This window comes from Acinetobacter sp. Z1 (assembly GCF_024296945.1).
Classification (GTDB): Bacteria; Pseudomonadota; Gammaproteobacteria; order Pseudomonadales; family Moraxellaceae; genus Acinetobacter; species Acinetobacter beijerinckii.
The window spans coordinates 2,275,303-2,294,801 of sequence record NZ_CP101115.1 but is presented as its reverse complement, the minus strand read 5'-3'; the positions used below and the strand labels follow the sequence as shown (position 1 = coordinate 2,294,801).

Genomic DNA, 19,499 nt, shown 5'->3' with positions numbered 1-19,499 from the left:
TTTATTAAGAATGAATAATGGTGATATTCCATTATTCATTCTTAATTATTTTAAACTTACGGATAACCCTTCAAGTACTTTACAAGAGTTAATTTCCAAAAAACCAGAGCATTTACTTCTTAAATCAGAAAGTTGTTGCTTAAGCTGAATCTGTTTTTGGATATTCTGCTCTAATTGATGAATATGTTTATCAACTAAGATGTTAATAGAACTACAGTTTCCACAAGGTTTGTCTTTGTATGCTAATAAAATTTTTATTTCGTCCAAGCCCATATTCAAAGTTCGGCAATTAAGAATAAATAGAAGTCGCTCTAAGTGGTCTTTGTTATAAAGTCGATAATTAGCTTCCGAACGATTAGGGGCTAGTAATAAAGCTTCTTTTTCATAAAACCGTATTGTAACAACAGGGCAACCGGATAGCTGAGATAATTCACCAATTTTTAAGTTCATTTCAAGTCACCTGATCTATTGACTCTATAGTAGCTATAGGGATTTTAATATGCAATACGTGAAGATATGACTATAGGCACATCAATGAGTGGTTGCGGTTGTAATCAAGAAAGTTCTTGTGAAGACACTAAGCAAAAACAAAATGAATCAAAAACAGATTCTTGTAAAATTAAAGATTTAGCTACAGAAGAAAGTAAAAGTTCTTGTTGCGATAATGAGGTACAGCAAGAACCTACCCCTGATGAAAAAGATTCCTGCGGTAGTAAGCAGTCGAATTCATGCTGTGGCCCAGATACTATAAATTTACCAGAGCAAGTTCGTGGCAATGAAAGTATAGTGGCTTTCATCAGTGACTATAGCATCCCGAAAATGGATTGTTCCACAGAGGAACAAATGGTTCGGATGACTTTATCTCCATTGGTAGATGTTAAGAGCTTGGTTTTTGATTTGCCGAATCGAAACCTAAAAGTTCTGCATAATGGTGAAAGTAATGAAATCACTGCAAAACTTGAAGCTCTTGGATTTGGGGCAAAATTAAATAAAACTGAAGTTTATGAAAATAAAGAACAAGCACAAGAAGCTAGTACTTTTCTGATTCCGAAGATGGATTGTTCGGCAGAAGAGCAAATGGTAAGAATGGCACTTTCTCCCTTGCATGAAGTTAAAGGTTTATCTTTTGATTTGGCACAAAGACGGTTAGTTGTTTTCCATACCAATGGGATTAATGAAATTACCACAAAACTTGAAGCCCTTGGCTTTGGTGCAAGGCTTGTGGAAACGGTAAAAGCTACGGAGGAATTGCCTGAAGCACCTGATCCAACTAAGCAGGCGGAAGTCCTAAAATTATTACTAACGATTAATGGTGTTCTTTTTTTTATTGAGTTCATAAGCGGAATCATAGCCGCATCGACGGGGCTTATTGCGGACTCTCTTGATATGTTTGCTGATGCAGCCGTTTACGGTATAGCACTTTACGCGGTAGGGAAAGCGGCTAAATACCAATTAAAAGCAGCTCATTTTGCAGGATGGATTCAACTTTTATTAGCTTTGATCGTTATTATTGATGTTGTCAGACGTTTCATGTTCGGTAGTGAACCAGAGTCAGATTTGATGATCATTATTGGCTTCTTAGCACTTATTGCCAATGTGACGTGCTTGTATCTCATTTCTGGGCATAAAGACGGCGGAGCCCATATGAAAGCGAGTTGGATCTTTTCAGCTAATGACGTAATAGTAAATATGGGGGTTATTTTAGCAGGCGTACTTGTCGCATGGACTGGTTCAGCTTACCCGGATTTGATTATTGGTATTCTTGTTTCACTGTTTGTACTGAATGGCGCTCGAAAAATTTTGGCGTTGAAATAGGGTGCAGACAATGAATTTATTTCAAGTAAAGCAAGATCAGACTGTAAAAATTATTGATCTTAAAAAGGGTGAACAGTATCAAGATAAAAATGATCCTGTTCTGGAGCGTTTAGAACTGCTGGGCTTTAGAGTAGGTGAATCCTTACAAGTGCTTGCGAAAGGGCTTTTTGGTGGTGATCCTGTGTTGGTTCAAATCGAAACCTCACGTTTCGCCTTAAGAAAAAATGAAGCAGAACGAATTTTTGTAGAGATTACCAATGGAAACTAAAAATATTGCACTTGTTGGTAATCCTAATTGCGGTAAAACATCACTTTTTAACACCCTCACAGGGACTCGTCAAAAAGTTGCAAATTATGCTGGGGTAACGGTAGAACGGAAAGAGGGATTTTTTAAACTACCTTCTGGTGATACCGTTCGAGTATTGGATTTGCCTGGGACTTACAGTTTAAAGCCAAGTAGTTTAGATGAAGAAGTAACTAGAGCAGTCTGTTTTGGCGAGTTAAAAGGTGAAGTTATACCTGATATTTTTGTATGTGTTGTGGATGCTACGAATCTTCATCTTCATTTAAGTCTTGTACTTGAAGTCAGAGCTTTAAACAGACCAATGTTACTTGTTCTTAACATGATGGATGAGGTTAGAAAACGTGGTATCTCGATTGACACATCAAAATTATCTCAGCTCTTAGGTATTCCTGTTGTTGAATCGATAGCTGTAAAGACAAAAGGGATTCAGGGTTTATTAACTCAGTTAGACCAAAAAAATTTGTTTGTTGCCCCTTATCATTCTGATCTGAGTCACTTTGACCAAATCAAATATATTACAAAACAAGTCATCTTGAAAAATGATAATGGTGATAAACGAACGGCTTTCTTGGACAAAATGTTCTTACATCCAGTTTTTGGATTATTAATATTGACCTTTACCATGTTTGTAATGTTTCAGGCTGTCTTTATTTGGGCTCAACCATTAATTTCCTTTGTTGAGGATTCGATTTCATGGTTTGGTGGGGCGATAGGACCTCTGATCACTCATCCACTTTTAAGAAGTTTGGTCGTTGATGGTGTAATTGCAGGTGCTGGTAGTGTACTCGCGTACATGCCTCAAATTCTGATCTTATTTTTCTTTATTTTAATTTTAGAAGAATCGGGATACTTACCTAGAGCTGCTTTTTTGTTAGATAAGCTGATGTCTAAAGCTGGTTTAAGTGGGCGTTCATTTATTCCACTACTTTCAAGCTTTGCTTGTGCAATTCCCGGAGTCATGGCGACTAGAAGTATTAGCTCTGAAAGAGATCGTTTAGCAACGATTATGATTGCACCTTTGATGACGTGTTCTGCACGATTACCTGTATATGCTTTGCTGATCGCTGCATTCATTCCAAACAAGTTGGTTTATGGTTGGCTCAGTTTACAAGGTCTAGTTCTGTTCGGGCTTTACATGTCAGGAATCGTATCCGCTTTATTGGTTTCTTTATTCCTAAAATTAGTAAGAAAAGATAAAACTGAAAGTATTTTCATTTTTGAATTACCTACATACCGTATTCCAGATGTTCGAAATGTAGCTTTGGGGCTTTATGATAGAGCGACTATATTCTTAAAAAGAGTCGGTGGAATTATTGTCGCACTGTCTATTCTATTATGGTTCTTGGTAACGTTCCCATTACCACCCGATAACCCAACAATGCCACCAATCAATTACAGTATAGCTGGGCAGTTAGGGCATTTGATTCATCCAATATTTGCTCCGATTGGATTTACTTGGGAAATTTGCATTGCTTTGATTCCTGCAATGGCAGCTCGTGAAGTGATTATTGCTGCATTAGGCGTGATTTATGCAATGTCTGGCGATGAGGATGCAGTTACCCAAACTCTATTATCTCAAATATCAGGTCCTGATGGATGGGGATTAGCAACAGGTATGTCACTATTGGTTTGGTTTATTTTTGCCCCACATTGTTTAGCGACATTAGCGACGATCCGAAGAGAAACAGGGAGTTGGAAACAACCAACCATAATGGCTGTTTATCTCTTTTCGTTGGCTTATCTATTCGCTTTTATCACTTATCAAGTTGTTAGTCGTTTAACGGTTAATTAAAGATGAGTATGACTGAAATCACGTCACAAATAGTGGTAAAGCGAGAGAAGTATGCCTAATACTCTACAAATGAATTCAACCAAAAAAATGTTTCAGTTTTATCCTCGCAATTTATTTTGGCTTGGGCTTTCCGTTCTTGCCATTGTTTTGGATCAATGGACAAAATGGATTGCCTTAGAAAAAATTTCTCACATAGATTTACCATGTCAGGATGGCGTAGAAAAAATTTGTGCTTATTCTGATTCTATTCAGGTCATTCCACAAATTCTTGATTGGACATTGGCATATAACCACGGCGCAGCGTTTAGCTTCTTATCTGATGCAGGTGGTTGGCAACGTTATTTGTTTACAGGTTTAGCTGGTATCTTTTCCCTGATCTTTATTTTTTGGCTGATGCGTATCCCAAAGAAATTAGTCATTTTACCTATTGCTATTTCGCTGATTTTAGGTGGTGCGATAGGTAATTTAATTAATCGAATGGTTTTGGGCTATGTGGTTGATTTTATACATATCTACTATGAGAAAATTTGGAGTTTTCCAGTATTTAATTTAGCAGATTGTTCGATTACTTTAGGCGTGATTTTTTTGCTGATTGATACGTTTTTTTTGGAAAAGAAGCGTAACCAAAGCACGGAGATGAACATGGTTAGCATTTTGAAGTAATCGCTTATATTAATTAGGGGTTGTTATTTCGCTAAGAATCTGTAAAACTGAAAAAGCTTAAATTTTGGTCATGACATTATGCACTGGTTAAAAACATGCCTTTCGCTGTTTTTATCATTTGCTATCCTCATCGTAGGATCGGCAGCAGCAGCTGCATCTGTACATAGTCCATGTTTAATGTCATCTCAAGATATGCAATCTATGCAAATGATGAATTCTGAAGATCATGAAAAAGCAAGTGCTATGCACATGGATTGTATGAAAGCTGAAGTAAAGATTAAGAAGCAATTACATGATCCATCATGTATGTCTAAGCAAGATTGTATTATGTCATTTTCTAAAATTGCATATACATCTACAGCACTAGGTGTTTTGCAATCTATGGTTTCTTCCCCTGTGGAACAGTCTGCTTTTTCTCCATTAAATCAAAATTTCACCTCATCTGATCCTTCCAATTTATGGAAACCCCCACGCTCTAATTAATTTGATGACTAATCATCATTCATAGAGTTTTCTATGGATGTTCTGCACGTGCGCGTGTACATCATTTTAGAGCTAAAAATATGAACTTTAATAAAGAAAAACTGTCCCTAAAATGGGGTGGATGCTCAATTGTGACGATCTGTTTTTTCTTGAGTTATGGTCATGCTTATGCCCAGCCATTGACTTTGGATACAGCGTTGAAGCTTGCTGAGCAATATGCACCTACTCTAAGAGCTAATAGCGCTCAGATTGAAGGCGCTGAGAATATGGTTTCAGCCTCTGGTATCTTACCCAATCCTAAACTGTTTGTGGGCCTCGATAACTACCCTGTATCAGGTGATGCTGCATGGTCTGTCACACAAGAGGGGATGACGATGCAAAAGATTGGCATCATGCAAGATTTTCCAAATCGTGCCAAAAGATTAGCTGAAGTTGAATTAGCAAAAGCTGAATTGGGTTCAGCAAATGCTCAAACAGAAATTCTGCGAATTGAGTTACGTCAAAAAGTAGCATCGGCATGGCTTAAACGTTTTTATCTTGAGCGTAAACTGGCGTTATATGATGACCTTCTTTCAGAAAATGGATTGCTATCCCAGATTACACAAACACAGGTTGCGTCTGGTCGAACCATGGTTGCTAATACAATTTCCCCTAGGCTGGACAAAACTATTTTACTTGATCAAAAAGATGATTTGCTTCGAGATATAAATAAGGCAAAACTAGAATTACACCGATTAATCAGTGAGGACTCTAGTGGTACAACTGAAATAGAAAGTTTGCCTACCCAAGAACCTATAATTAATTTTGATACATCACGTTTATATCATCATCTGCATCAACACCCTGAACTAAAAGCATTCCAAGCAGAAAAGCAAACTGTTGAAGCAAAGCTTAAGCAAGCCCAAGCCCTTCAAAAACCAGATTGGGGTATTGAGCTTGCCTATCAGCATCGTGCTCCTGAATTTGGAGATATGATTGGTGTACAACTGACAACAGAACTACCAATATTTTCAAAAAAACGTAGTGGTCCGCTCATTCAGGCAGCATTAGCTGAACAAAATCGGATTACAGCAGATCAGGAGATAAAATACCGCGACCATCTCACCATGTTAGATGAGGGGCTGTCGGATTTAAAAGCTCTTGAAAGACAAATCCAACGTACCGTTCAAAGTACACTTCCTTTGGCTAAAGAAAAAGTAACTTTACAGTTAGCAAGTTATCAGGCTGGTAAAGCCAATTTGTCAGATGTCATTGAGACACGACAAGCATTACTAAATCAGCGATTACGTCTCATCGATTTACAACAACAGCAAGCAATTATCAAAGCCCAGCTCTATTTTTCTTTTGTAGAACCCACCTTAAACCATGCTGAGGAGTCAAGATAATGTTAAAAAATAAATTGGCATTTGTAATTGCTGGCTTGATTGTGGGCAGCTTGGGAGTCGGTAGTGGGGTTGGATATTGGTATGCGCATCAAAATGATAAAAAGCAAACTGTAAGTGATCAGGCAACTGCTAATGTGTTGTACTGGTACGATCCAATGAAACCAGAACAGCATTTTGATAAGCCGGGGAAATCCCCTTTTATGGATATGCAATTAGTCCCTAAGTATGCGGATGAAAGTACTTCTGGAATAACTGATAGTGCAGGAGTAAAGATTGATCCAGCTCTTCAACAAAATCTAGCCATCCGTTATGCCACAGTCGAACAGGCTGTAATGGGCAATACCTTGTTAACCAATGGCATATTACAAGCGAATGAACGGCAAACAGCTATTTTACAAACTAGAGCAAGTGGCTTTGTCCAGCGAGTGTACGGGCATGCTGTTGGAGATATGGTGACGCAAGGAAGCCCTATAGCTGATATTTCAATACCGGAATGGACTGGAGAGCAAACTGAATTTTTAGCTGTGCTCCGTACGGGAGATCGTTCCCTTATTCAAGCAAGCCGTCAACGTTTACAGCTTTTAGGAATACCACAAAATGTGATTCATCAAGTTGAGCGAACTCGTCGAGTGCAATCTAATATAACTTTGCAAGCTCCAACTAGTGGATTTATTGATTCACTAGAAGTCCGCAATGGTATGGCTTTGGCTATGGGGCAAACCTTGGCCACAATTAAAGGTATCAACCCGATTTGGCTAGAGGCAGCCGTTCCTGAAAAACAAATTGCTGGAATCAAACGAGGTATGAGTGTAGAAGCCAATTTTGCTGCTTTTTCTCAAAAAGTAGCTGGCAAAGTTATCGACATTTTGCCTACCTTAGATACAACATCAAGAACTATTAAAGTTCGGATTGAATTACCAAATCCTAGTGGTCAACTTAAGCCAGGGATGTTTGCTTCTGTCAATATAATAAATAATCCCCAAAGCAGTTTAGTTGTGCCAGAGCAAGCTGTTATACGTACCGGTACTCGTAATATCGTCATTGTGGCACATGAACAAGGGCGTTTTGAACCTGTTGTTGTACAGTTAGGGCAGAGTGATGGAAATAAAATAGCAATTCTACAGGGTTTGAACGCTGGTCAGAAAGTAGTGGTTTCGGGACAATTCCTAATTGATTCTGAAGCAAATTTACAGGGTGTACTGGATAAGTTAAACACTGGACAATCGATTACTTCATCTCAAGTAACTAAGGCATCAATATACCAAGGCATTGGTAAAGTGGAAAAAGTTACTGCTCAAGACATTACCATTTCGCATCAGGCAATTGCTGAGTTGGGTTGGGGAGCTATGACCATGGGCTTTAAACAACCAGTACAACCATTTACCCAAATTCAGCAAGGAGATCAGGTCAGTTTTCGCTTTACACATGTTGGGGATGCTTATGTGATTTCTGACATTTCCAAGATGTCTATGACATCTATGAAGAACTAAACGGGAGAACCATCATGATCGCCCGTATTATTCGTTTTTCAATTGCAAATCGAGTATTTGTCTTATTAGCTGCTGTAGTTCTTGCCGTTTGGGGAACTTGGGCTGTCAAAAATACTCCGGTTGATGCTTTACCGGATTTATCTGATGTACAAGTGATTGTCAGAACTAATTACCCAGGTCAGGCACCACAAATTGTTGAAAATCAGGTGACGTACCCTTTAACAACAACCATGTTATCAGTGCCCGGTGTTAAAACGGTTCGCGGTTATTCTTTTTTTGGTGATTCATTTGTATATGTCATTTTTGATGAACATACCGATCTTTATTGGGCCCGTTCGCGTGTATTGGAATATCTAAATCAGATTCAGGGAAGAATTCCTGCAAATGCGAAATCTTCATTAGGGCCAGATGCCACAGGCGTTGGCTGGGTTTATGAATATGCGTTAGTTGATCCAACAGGACAACATGACCTTGCACAACTGAGAAGCATACAAGACTGGTTTTTAAAGTATGAACTAAAGACATTACCCAATGTGGCTGAAGTTGCCACGATTGGGGGAATGGTGAAGCAATATCAGGTTGTCTTAGACCCAAGCAAAATGGCGGCTTTAGGTGTTACACAAAACAATGTCATTGAAGCGATTCAAAAGGCTAATCAGGAAACTGGTGGTTCAGTCCTTGAAATGGCTGAAACTGAATATATGGTACGAGCTTCTGGTTATTTAAAAACTTTAGATGATTTTCGCCAGATTCCACTACGAACAAATAGTTTGGGTGTTCCTGTTTCTTTAGGTGATGTTGCAACAATTCAACTCGGACCGGAAATGCGTCGTGGTATCACTGAGCTGAATGGACAAGGTGAAACTGTTGGCGGTGTTGTGATTTTACGGGCCGGTAAGAATGCACGTGAAACGATTACTGCTGTGAAAGCAAAACTGGCTGAATTGCAACAAAGTTTACCTAAAGGAGTGCAAGTTGTTCCTGTATATGATCGCAGTAAACTGATTGATCGGGCTGTAGAAAATTTAAGCCATAAATTGATTGAAGAATTTATTGTGGTGGCTTTGGTTTGTGGATTATTCCTCTGGCATTTACGTTCAGCAATGGTTGCGATTGTTTCTTTGCCCTTGGGAATCTTGTCAGCTTTTTTATTGATGTATTATCAGGGACTAAATGCCAATATCATGTCATTGGGTGGTATTGCCATTGCAATTGGCGCTATGGTCGATGCCGCTGTGGTTATGGTCGAAAACGCACATAAGCATATCGAAGCTTGGCAACATGAACATCCTGATCAAGTTTTAAAAACACAAGAGCGTTGGGACATCATTACGCATTCTGCTAGTGAGGTTGGACCTGCTTTATTTTTCTGTTTACTCATCATTACTTTATCCTTTATTCCTATTTTTACTTTACAAGCACAAGAAGGACGACTGTTTTCTCCATTGGCATTTACTAAAACTTATGCCATGGCCGCTGCCGCAGGGTTATCAATTACACTGATTCCAATTTTGATGGGGTACTGGATTCGAGGGAAGTTACCCTCTGAACAATGCAATCCATTAAACCGTTTTCTAATCAAAATATACCGTCCGATGTTGGATAAGGTCTTAGCTTATCCAAAGACAACTTTATTTGGTGCATCATTCATTTTTCTTCTCAGTCTTTTCCCTTTAACTCGCTTAGGTGGAGAGTTCCTGCCCAATATGGATGAAGGTGATTTACTGTATATGCCTTCGGCTTTACCGGGATTGTCCGCAGCAAAAGCTTCTGAGTTACTTCAACAGACTGATCGAATGATTAAAACTGTTCCAGAGGTTGCCACGGCATTTGGTAAAGCTGGGCGAGCAGAGTCAGCTACAGATCCAGCACCTTTAGAAATGTTTGAAACCACGATTCAGTTTAAACCGCGATCTGAATGGCGTTCAGGTATGACACCCGACAAGTTAGTAAAAGAACTGGATAAAGCGGTTCAAGTACCGGGTTTAACAAATATCTGGGTGCCACCTATTCGTAACCGAATTGATATGTTGGCAACTGGGGTTAAAAGCCCAATCGGGATTAAGATTTCAGCAAATGATTTGCAAGATATTGATCGGGTCGCACAACAAATTGAACAGGTTGCCAAAAAGATACCCGGTGTTAGCTCAGCTTTAGCTGAACGACTCACAGGTGGGCGATATGTTGATATCGATATTAATCGAAAGCAAGCTGCACGTTATGGTCTTAATATCAATGATGTACAGCAAATTGTGTCATCAGCAATTGGTGGGGAGAATATTGGGGAAACTGTTGAGGGATTAGCTAGGTATCCTATTAATGTACGTTATCCACGAGAAATCCGAGATTCACTTGAAGCCTTAAGGAATCTACCAATTCTGACTGAATCAGGTCAGCAAATTGTTTTGAGTAGCATTGCCAATATTCAAATCACTGATGGCCCCCCAATGCTAAAAAGTGAGAATGCTCGCCCAAGTGGTTGGGTCTATGTTGATGTACAAGAGCGTGATTTAGCTTCTGTAGTTCAGGATTTGAAACGATCTATTGATGAACAAGTGAAACGCTCTGCGGGTATGAGTATTAGTTATTCAGGTCAATTTGAGTTTATGGAAAGAGCAAATGCTCGTCTAAAGGTGGTGATACCAATCACTTTGATGATCATTTTTCTATTGCTCTATTTGATTTTTAGACAAGTACAAGATGCCGCTCTGATTATGCTGACTCTACCATTCGCTTTAATCGGTGGTATTTGGGCAATGTATTTCAGTGGCTATAACTTTTCAATTGCCATAGCAGTAGGCTTTATTGCACTTGCGGGTGTTGCCGCAGAGTTTGGTGTGGTCATGTTGTTTTATTTAAAGCAAGCCATACAACAAACGCAGTCTTCTGAAAAATCCTTAACTGAACAACAGCTCAATGACGCACTTCGTACAGGGGCTGTTCTACGTGTTCGCCCAAAAGCGATGACTGTAGCTGTAATTTTAGTCGGGCTACTTCCTATTCTTTTGGGGACTGGAACAGGTTCTGAATTGATGAGCCGTATTGCTTTACCGATGGTTGGAGGCATGATTTCAGCTCCGCTTTTATCAATGTTTGTTATCCCCGCTGCCTACCAACTTCTAATCAAAAGGAAACTATCAAAATCTTGATAGTTTTATTATTTCGTTCAAAGAGGTTTTATTATGTTTAAATTTATGAAAATTGTAGCTCTTGTTGCAACTATTGCTACGTTAAGCGCTTGTAGTAAAAATGAGGCATCAGAGCAAAAGAAAGCGGAAGCACCTATGGAGCAGATGAGTAAAGAATCATCTACAGCAATGACAGCTCAAGCTGTTGGCGTTATTACGGCTATTAATACGAAAGAAAATATTTTGACACTCAATCATGAGGCAATTGCAGCGATTAAATGGCCAGCAATGACAATGGGTTTTAAGGTTGCAGATCCTAAGTTGTTAAATGGGCTTGCAGTAGGGCAAAAAGTTGATTTTGAATTAAAAGCAGATGGTGAAATTTACACAATCGTAAGTGTTAAACCAGAAAACAAGTAATGTCAAAAGTATAACTAATATCAAGAGTACAGAGCCTGTAAAAAAATCTGTTTAATTGCCTTTAAAACGAATGCTTCAGCCATCTAAGGCTGAAGCATTCGTTTTATGATGTCTAGTTAAAGTGTGTACAACAGAATTCAGTCCAATCAGCCATTAAACCTTTACGTTTTTCAAGGTACCCTCCACGTAAGTAAGAAGCTTCAACTTCATCGGGTAGTTTATGGGCAAGTACATGCTCACAAACTTCCCGTGAATAATCCGTTTTATCGGCTGACCAATCACGGAATGTAGAACGGAAACCGTGTGTTGTAACCACACGATTTTGTTTTGGATCAATATAGCCTAAGCCATCTTCTTTAAGCTTCTGCTCATGCATCCGTTTGATCAATGTGGTTAATGACATATCAGAAAGCATTTCTCCAGAACGTGGGGCAGGGAAAATGAAATCTTGTGCTTGAGTATGATTTTTGATTGATTCAAGCAACGTGATGGCTTCTTCAGACAAAGGTACGCGATGTTCCTTTTCTGCTTTCATCCGTTCTTTAGGAATAATCCAAACCTTATTCTTAAAATCAATTTCCTGCCATTTAGCCCCAAAAATCTCACCAGATCGACATGCAGTTAAAATCGCAAATTCCAGAGCTTTAGGGGAAATCCCTTTTTTCTGTCTTAAATGCTGGATAAACTCAGCAACCTGTTCATAAGGCAGGGATGGATGTGGGCGTGATTCCTGCTTTAAGTTACCTAATATAGGTTCAAGATTGCCTTTCCATTCAGCAGGGTTGTCACCCTCAAAATATCCCATAGCCTTGGCATAATCAAAAATGGTTTCTATACGACCACGAATACGTCTGGCTGTTTCATTTTTTTCAATCCAGATTGGTTTGAGAGCTTCAGCAATATCTACTTTGGTAATGGTGCCAATGGTGAGATCACCCAGCGTTGGATAGATATAGGTTTCCAGTGTTGTTGACCATTGTCCGATATGCTTTTGATTTTTGAGTTCACGGGTTTTATTGGCAATAACAACTTTTGCACATTCCATGAATGTTTTATTCCGTAGTTGCTGGACATGCAGCTTTTCAAGCTGTTCCTGTTTATGCAGAATAGGATCAATCCCATTTCGTATTTGTAATTTTAATTCAGCGGCTTTGGCACGGGCTTCTGCCAAGGAAACTTCAGGGTAGGGGCCAATACCAATATCACGGCGATGAGGTTTTAATTTTCCATCTTTATCCAGACGTTTTCCCACAACGGCACGTAAAATCCAGACACGGGAATCTCTTTCAACATTTAAACAAAGACCATCAACGCCGCCTACGTGGTATCGACCAGTCTCTTTAATTCTTGCTACACTGAGTGCAGAAAGCTCTTTGGATTTCTTTGGCATTCTTTTATTTACCCCTCAACCTACCCCTCATAAAATACTGGAAATGGTCGGATTAGACAAGACTAGGTTGGATGGGTATGGTTGTAATTAATTGAAAAATATTAATTTATAATATTGTTTTGGACTTCTTGGGATTAGTGTTAGACGGACACCGCTTCCGCCAGTTATCTTAAAGGGGATCAAATATATAGTTTGATTCCCTTTTTATTTGGCACAATTTTGGCGCTCACTTGTTTTTTCTTTTCTAAGCTAATCCACTTCGCATAACGATCCGATCCATTAGCATGATTGCACTATGACCTAACTATAAAGCGAAATAGCTTTCTAATGGTCAGTTAGTTGAATTAGCCTAAGCTATCTTTAGTATACAATTTACCAAGTGACAATTTTCGCCACATCAAAACTTATGTGGTTATATATGTTAAAAATATGACTTAAGTTATTAATAGTAATAATTAATTTATGAAAATTGGTTGAAATAAAATCAATTATCTTTAATGATAACTATACTTCACTTAGTCATTCATTCTAGGAGGTAGATCATGATTGATGTGCAATATTCCGAAAATGTCTCGATTCAGCAATTAGCTGATAATGCGTTCCTATTAAAAATTAATGATGCAAAGGTCTATCAGTACTTATTAGTGCAATGCGGCACAACGTTTGGTTGGGAACGATCTATACAAAAGTCACAAAGCTTTTTTAACGGAGACATTGAATATCAAATCAATGTTTCCAATATTCCATTAGAAAACTTTGGTCGAGAGTTTTTCATGCTTGAACCTGAACTACTCAATAATATTGCTAAAACTTAGTCTTTAATGAAAAGGGCATTAATCATATGTTGATGCTCACACCGTCATTCACACTTTCCCCACATCTACCCCGATGTGGTTTTTTTATGCCCAAAATTTAACTTTACGATTTTATTTATATAGGAACTTATACAATGGATAGTTATACGCTAATTCAGAACACGCTTATGCAAGCCTTATGGCAGACTTTACGTCAACTTAAATGAATTGGATGATTTTGGCACATTCATTTTTAGAACCATAGGCTTTAACAGCATACGCACTTTGGCTGTACGATTAAGTTATTACCATGCGGCATCGAGTGATTTACTGTCATGTTTCCTTTGCAGCTCATGTTACGAGGCAAGAGCACTACGTAAAGTTATCGTACTCCAATCTATTACATAAATCTAACTTTACGTGATGGTATTAATTTGCAGGAAGCAATTACTTCAGCTAAGTAAATTGATAAATCAGCAAGCACGTTAGCAGGGTTTTATCAAGACGTTCTGGATCATGCGGCACGACAGGGGCTATGGTAATGCTTGTTTTGACATGGGAGGTGACGAAGGTATGTATATTGTTGAGGAGTTTTATACTGAGGAAGCAAAATCTGAGCAACATCGTCAAACGCATGATTTAACTAATATTCAGGATATTCTGAAAGGGTTGTAGCAGTCAGTTCAGGCTCTGGATTAAAAATATTAAGGGGCTAAAGACTCCCTTAATATCTAATTTTATACCAAAATTTTAAAATACATTGAGTTAAACTTAAAGCATTGTTTTTATAAACCTAAGCAATACACAAGCCATACAGATGATTGTCAGTGCTTAGTATTTTTCGGTTTTGATCCAAACTAACTAACGAGCTAACATCATCCAATAATTTAATCTGATCTTCTGATAACTCAATATTGATCGCATTTAGATTGCTATTTAACTGTTTTAAAGATTTTGGTCCAATTATTGGGATAGTCCCATGTGTACTTGCCCATGCGATTGCAACTTGATCAGCTGAAACGCCAAGTTGATTAGAAACTTCAAGTACTGCATCTAAAATTTTTGTACGCTGCGCTGTGTTTTCTGCTTGAAAAACATTTCCACCAAAACCTTCTGCACGCCCAGTTTCACCTTTACGATATTTTCCAGTTAACATGCCTCCACCCAAAGGGGACCATGTGACCATTCCTAATCCTAGTGCTTTTGAGGCTGGTATTAAGTCTACTTCTGGTTCTCTATGAACCAAACTATGTTGAAATTGTATAGCTGCGACAGGTACTGAATTTTTAAGTTCAGCCAAGGTAACAGCACGTGATACTCTCCAAGCTGGAAAGTTCGAAAGTCCAGCAAAGAGTATTTTCCCAGCACGAGATAGATCTTCCAATCCTCTAAGTATTTCCTCACTGGAAGTAATATTATCAGGATGGTGTACCCAGTAAAGATCGATATAGTCGGTTTTTAATCTGCGTAAACTTTCCTCAACTGAGAAAATCATTGCTTTACGGCTATTACCTTTATGTAGTTGATTTGAGTTTGGCGTAGCTCCGCTTGAAAATTTTGTTGCTAAGACAACTTCATTACGGATACCTTGTAGCAATTCACCTAATATTTGTTCAGATTGACCAAATTGATAAACATCCGCGGTATCAATAAAGTTCCCACCAACATTTAAATATTGATCTAGTATTAATTTTGCTTCTTCAATAGAGGCGCCATAGCCCCAACCTGTACCAAAATTTCCTGTTCCCAACGCGATCTGAGAAACATTTAATCCTGTTTTTCCAAATACTATATTTTTCATAATTTAAACTCCAAAATTATTCTGCAATTTCTACAACGACTTTGCCTTTCGCACGTCCAGTATTCACGTATTCAAGTGCTTCGTTCATTTGTGAGAATGGATATTCTTTATCAACGATAGGTTTAATTTTCCCAGCCTCAACAAGTTCAGCTATTTGAGACAGCTGATATCCATTTGGTTGCATGAATAAAAATGAATAGGTAATGTCTCTTTTTTTTGCCTTATTACGAATGGACCAACTTAAAAGCGGAATGATAAATTTTAATAACCAATTTGCTTTGATTGCTTCAGCAAAAGCACGGTCAGGTGGCCCTGAAATACTGATAATACGACCACCACGCTTTATAACGTTCAATGACTTTTCTAAAGTTTTTCCACCCTGCGTGTCTAAGACCACATCGTAATCTTTCAGTTCTTGCTCAAAATCCATGGTTTTGTAGTCAATAATAATATCTGCGCCTAGTTCTCTAACCCAGCAAGTATTTTTACCACTTGTCGTTGTTGCGACAGTTGCACCGAGATGCTTAGCAAGCTGAATTGCAATCGAGCCTACACCACCTGAACCAGCATGAATCAATACTTTTTGTCCTGATTTAACTTTTGCAATTTCTACTAATGCTTGCCATGCAGTCAAGGCGACAAGCGGTAGTGAGGCAGCATGCTGCATAGAAATATTTTGAGGTTTCAGTGCAAGTGACGATTGCTGAACGATTGTGTACTCAGCAAAAGAACCATTCGAATCTGTCTTGGCATAGACTTCATCACCGACTTTAAACTGAGTAACATTTGAACCAACTTGAGCAACGACACCTGCAAAGTCATTACCTAAAATAAATGGAAACTTAACAGGTAAAATCGCTTTGAATTCACCCTCTAATACTCGTAAGTCAAGCGGGTTGATACTTACAGCATGTACTTTAACAAGTACAGAATCTTTTGAAATAGATGGTTTAGGCTGTTCATCTAGTTGTACATCATCGGTTTTGCCATAACGGTTAATATATGCTGCTTTCATTTGGGACCTCTATATATTTATTTTTTAATCCTTAGAAATGGACTTATTAAGTTGGGTTAAACTTTCAAACTGCGTTGAATCAATGTGTCAAAGATCTTTACTGGGGCAAATTTTCGTAAATTCTTTAAGTGTCTTGCTGTCTTGCCTGATGTATAACGAGGCAAAATGTTTTGACTGTTGATTACCGTTAAAATTGTCTTAGCAACAACACCTGGATCATCTGACTTATTAATTGCTTTTATCATGTGCTGATGGAGCTTCTCGCGAATGTGGTCATACGCTGAGATTTTTGCATCTGCTTCTAGTAAGTTTATGCCTAATGAAGTTTTAGTGTAAGCAGGTTCTATTAATGAAACACGAATCCCTTGTGTTCTCAATTCATGATCTAAGGACTCTGAATAACCTTCAAGCGCATGTTTTGATGCAGAATAAAGCGCGCCAAAGGGCATTGGCAGAAGTCCTAAAACAGAGCTAATGTTCAAAATAAGTCCAGAATTTTGTTTACGCATCACTGGAAGTACTGCTCGAGTCATTCGGACAACACCAAAGAAGTTGGTATCAAAAATAGCTTGAGCTTGTTGCATCGAACTTTCTTCAGCGCCAGCGGGTGCGATTGCAAATCCTGCATTATTGATCAAAATATCAATTCGACCTTCATTTTGAATCACTTTCGCGATTGCACGATTAACCGAATCTTCATTATTTACATCTAGTTCAATCAGATTGAATTTATATTGAGATGACTCACTTGTGCGTCGACTCGTACCATAAACAATAAAACCTGCCCTATGTAAAAGTTCTGCTGTTGCTAAACCAATACCAGAAGATGCACCTGTAATAAGAACCACTTTGCTTGTCATACAACATTTCTCACACGTAATAGGTTGGTGATGGAACAACCAATTTCACCTTGATGTTTTGATCATAATCTAAAATTAAAATAGTTACTACTAAAAAGATAGTGACAATGCGTTTTTGTTGATGTATGGTTAATATTAAATCGATACTGACTTTGTTTTTGATTTCCTTATCTCAAGAAATAATTAATTAAATTCAGTTGAATAGGCTTTATGCATTAATTCTGAGGATTAAAAAAATGAATTTTTTACTAAATACAATTGCGATGGGATTGACGGTGGTCTCTGTTTTTATTTCGCCATTAACGCAAGCCGAAACAGTAGCATCGATCTCTTTTAGCGACTCGGTGGCTAAAGGTGACGGATTATCTCCAAAACTTATTTTCAATCAGCAAGCTGGTCAAAATCCTCAGTTAGCTACGAATTGGAAGAATGTACCAACTCAATTTATAAATGCTGATGGAGTTAATTTCGCCTACAGAGAATATGGTCAACAAAATGGTGGAACACCTATTATTTTTCTGAATCATTTAGCTGCTGTATTAGACAATTGGGATCCAAGAATTATTGATGGAATTGCCGCAAAACATCATGTGGTGGTTTTTGATAACCGTGGTGTTGGTGCTACTACAGGTAAGCCTGCTCAGTCGATTGAGCAAATGGCAGGAGATGCAATTACCTTTATTCAAGCAAAAGGTTTCAACAAAGTTGATTTATTTGGTTTTTCGATGGGAGGCATGATTTCACAAGAAATCGTATTGAAACAACCAAACTTAGTAAGAAAGATGATTTTATCAGGAACAGGACCTGCTGGAGGAACTGGCATCAGTACAGTTGGACGAGTTTCTAATTGGGATTTAGTCCGTGGGATGGCAACGCGCCAAGATCCTAAAGTCTATTTGTTTTTTACTCGGACCGACAATGGTAAAGCTGCTGCGAAACAGTTTGTTCAACGGATTAATGAACGTACCGAAAACCGCGATAAAGAAATCACTATTTCTGCCTATCGTGCCCAGCTTAAAGCACTCAAAAAATGGGGAAGTAAGAAACCCTCCGACCTTTCTGTGATTCAACAACCTGTTTTAGTTGCTAACGGTGATCATGATCGAATGGTACCCACTGTAAATACTTATGACTTAGCAAAGCGCCTTCCAAATAGCACGCTCATCATCTATCCAGATGCTGGACATGGTGGAATTTTTCAGTTTCATGATGATTTCGTTAAACAATCGCTTACTTTTTTAGCTAAATAAAATTAGATCCAACCAAATATTTAAAAATTAGGACAATCAATATGACCGCGATTACACACCAAACCGCTGAAACACAATTTATAGAAGTTGATGGAGCCAAATTTGCTTATCGTAGATGGGGTAATGCAAATACAGAGCAACCACCGCTATTTTTTCTTCAGCATTTCCGAGGTGGTTTAGACAATTGGGACCCATTAATTACTGATGGATTAGCAGCGGACCGAGAAGTTATTTTATTCAATGGGCGAGGGGTCGCTTCATCAACTGGACAACCTCGAACTCGGATTGAAGATATGGCTGACGATGCAGCAGCGGTAATTCGAGCATTAGGTTTGAAACAAGTTGATTTACTGGGCTTCTCTTTAGGCGGTTTTCAAGCACAAGATTTGGTACGTCGCCACCCTGAATTAGTTAGAAAATTGATGTTGTTAGGGACAGGTCCTCGGGGAGGAAAACCTAGAGGTGATGATCCTGATGTTCCAGCCTTAGTATTGAAGCATGCCACCAGTGCTGTCCCCTCTGAAGATGACTTTCTATTTTTATTTTTTGGTCGATCATCAACAGCAATTCAAGCAGGGCATGATTTCTGGCAACGTCGCCATCAACGTAAGAATCAGGACCCAGCAAGTTCAGACAGCGTAATGCAGGCTCAGATTGAAGCCAATATGCACTTTTTACCGAAGCTTGATGAACAAGATCCTTTTGCTCATTTACGCGAGATTAAACAGCCAACCTTTATTCTTAATGGTGTAGATGATGTGATGATTCCAACCATCAATGCTTATCAGATGGCACTTAATATTCCAAATGCACAGCTGTTTATTTATCCCGATGCTGGTCATGGAGCACAGTTCCAGTACCCAGAACGTTTCCTCAAGCATGCAATACAGTTTCTAAATGAGTAATGCA

At 38.6% G+C, this 19,499-nt stretch carries 17 protein-coding genes and 1 pseudogene; 13 read left to right on the top strand and 5 right to left on the bottom strand.

The window, feature by feature from the left end; genetic code table 11:
• Nucleotides 1-45: 45 nt before the first annotated feature.
• Complete coding sequence (gene cadR / locus NGC85_RS10705; protein ID WP_005144789.1) at nucleotides 46-450, bottom strand: Cd(II)/Pb(II)-responsive transcriptional regulator; 405 nt, start codon at nucleotides 448-450, stop codon at nucleotides 46-48.
• Between the two features lie 84 nt (nucleotides 451-534).
• Between cadR and NGC85_RS10700 the strand changes: the two genes are divergently transcribed.
• The 9 genes from NGC85_RS10700 (at nucleotide 535) to NGC85_RS10660 (ending at nucleotide 11,480) form a co-directional block, all read left to right on the top strand.
• On the top strand, nucleotides 535-1,815 hold the full coding sequence (locus NGC85_RS10700) for a cation transporter (protein WP_151822002.1): 1,281 nt from the start codon (nucleotides 535-537) through the stop codon (nucleotides 1,813-1,815).
• Between the two features lie 10 nt (nucleotides 1,816-1,825).
• Entirely contained in the window at nucleotides 1,826-2,083 is a 258-nt protein-coding gene (locus NGC85_RS10695) for a FeoA family protein (protein ID WP_004655745.1), read from the top strand.
• The gene (locus NGC85_RS10690) at nucleotides 2,073-3,911 is read left to right on the top strand and encodes a ferrous iron transporter B (RefSeq protein WP_151822001.1); all 1,839 of its coding nucleotides are present in this window, start codon (nucleotides 2,073-2,075) and stop codon (nucleotides 3,909-3,911) included. Before NGC85_RS10695 ends, NGC85_RS10690 begins: the two co-directional genes overlap by 11 nt.
• Before the next feature lie 51 nt (nucleotides 3,912-3,962).
• Nucleotides 3,963-4,574, top strand: a complete 612-nt coding sequence (gene lspA, locus NGC85_RS10685) for a signal peptidase II (RefSeq protein WP_151822000.1) — start codon at nucleotides 3,963-3,965, stop codon at nucleotides 4,572-4,574.
• Between the two features lie 78 nt (nucleotides 4,575-4,652).
• Nucleotides 4,653-5,057, top strand: a complete 405-nt coding sequence (locus tag NGC85_RS10680; RefSeq protein WP_005198552.1) for a hypothetical protein — start codon at nucleotides 4,653-4,655, stop codon at nucleotides 5,055-5,057.
• An 80-nt stretch (nucleotides 5,058-5,137) separates the two neighbouring features.
• Nucleotides 5,138-6,442 (top strand): TolC family protein, encoded by a 1,305-nt coding sequence (locus NGC85_RS10675; protein ID WP_151821999.1) that lies wholly within the window; start codon nucleotides 5,138-5,140, stop codon nucleotides 6,440-6,442.
• The gene (locus NGC85_RS10670) at nucleotides 6,442-7,932 is read left to right on the top strand and encodes an efflux RND transporter periplasmic adaptor subunit (RefSeq protein ID WP_151821998.1); all 1,491 of its coding nucleotides are present in this window, start codon (nucleotides 6,442-6,444) and stop codon (nucleotides 7,930-7,932) included. Before NGC85_RS10675 ends, NGC85_RS10670 begins: the two co-directional genes overlap by 1 nt.
• Nucleotides 7,933-7,946: 14 nt before the next feature.
• A complete protein-coding gene (locus NGC85_RS10665; RefSeq protein WP_151821997.1) occupies nucleotides 7,947-11,081 on the top strand; it encodes an efflux RND transporter permease subunit in 3,135 nt (1,044 codons plus the stop codon).
• Nucleotides 11,082-11,114: 33 nt separating this feature from the next.
• Nucleotides 11,115-11,480 (top strand): copper-binding protein, encoded by a 366-nt coding sequence (locus NGC85_RS10660; RefSeq protein WP_004912811.1) that lies wholly within the window; start codon nucleotides 11,115-11,117, stop codon nucleotides 11,478-11,480.
• Nucleotides 11,481-11,592: 112 nt separating this feature from the next.
• Here the strand turns inward: NGC85_RS10660 and NGC85_RS10655 are convergent, their stop codons facing one another.
• A complete protein-coding gene (locus NGC85_RS10655; protein WP_050041595.1) occupies nucleotides 11,593-12,870 on the bottom strand; it encodes a tyrosine-type recombinase/integrase in 1,278 nt (425 codons plus the stop codon).
• Nucleotides 12,871-13,412: 542 nt separating this feature from the next.
• Between NGC85_RS10655 and NGC85_RS10650 the strand changes: the two genes are divergently transcribed.
• Together NGC85_RS10650 and NGC85_RS10645 are read left to right on the top strand one after the other, a co-directional pair.
• Nucleotides 13,413-13,685, top strand: a complete 273-nt coding sequence (locus tag NGC85_RS10650; protein WP_254731001.1) for a hypothetical protein — start codon at nucleotides 13,413-13,415, stop codon at nucleotides 13,683-13,685.
• A 165-nt stretch (nucleotides 13,686-13,850) separates the two neighbouring features.
• Nucleotides 13,851-14,339: pseudogene (locus NGC85_RS10645) on the top strand (hydrolase or metal-binding protein); the annotation flags it as partial.
• A gap of 118 nt (nucleotides 14,340-14,457) precedes the next feature.
• On the opposite strand, the gene NGC85_RS10640 reads toward NGC85_RS10645, so the two are convergent.
• Genes NGC85_RS10640 through NGC85_RS10630 form a run of 3 tightly spaced genes read right to left on the bottom strand, consistent with a single transcriptional unit; the run spans nucleotide 14,458 to nucleotide 17,340 of the window.
• Nucleotides 14,458-15,465, bottom strand: a complete 1,008-nt coding sequence (locus tag NGC85_RS10640; protein WP_254730999.1) for an aldo/keto reductase — start codon at nucleotides 15,463-15,465, stop codon at nucleotides 14,458-14,460.
• A 16-nt stretch (nucleotides 15,466-15,481) separates the two neighbouring features.
• Nucleotides 15,482-16,480, bottom strand: coding sequence for an NADP-dependent oxidoreductase (locus NGC85_RS10635; protein ID WP_254730997.1), 999 nt, complete (start codon nucleotides 16,478-16,480; stop codon nucleotides 15,482-15,484).
• A gap of 56 nt (nucleotides 16,481-16,536) precedes the next feature.
• Nucleotides 16,537-17,340, bottom strand: a complete 804-nt coding sequence (locus NGC85_RS10630) for an oxidoreductase (RefSeq protein WP_254730996.1) — start codon at nucleotides 17,338-17,340, stop codon at nucleotides 16,537-16,539.
• Between the two features lie 236 nt (nucleotides 17,341-17,576).
• Here NGC85_RS10630 and NGC85_RS10625 point away from each other — a divergent pair, with 236 nt between their 5' ends.
• The gene (locus tag NGC85_RS10625; protein ID WP_254730994.1) at nucleotides 17,577-18,590 is read left to right on the top strand and encodes an alpha/beta fold hydrolase; all 1,014 of its coding nucleotides are present in this window, start codon (nucleotides 17,577-17,579) and stop codon (nucleotides 18,588-18,590) included.
• 41 nt (nucleotides 18,591-18,631) lie between these two features.
• On the top strand, nucleotides 18,632-19,495 hold the full coding sequence (locus NGC85_RS10620; RefSeq protein WP_254730992.1) for an alpha/beta fold hydrolase: 864 nt from the start codon (nucleotides 18,632-18,634) through the stop codon (nucleotides 19,493-19,495).
• The last annotated feature ends 4 nt before the right edge of the window (nucleotides 19,496-19,499 follow it).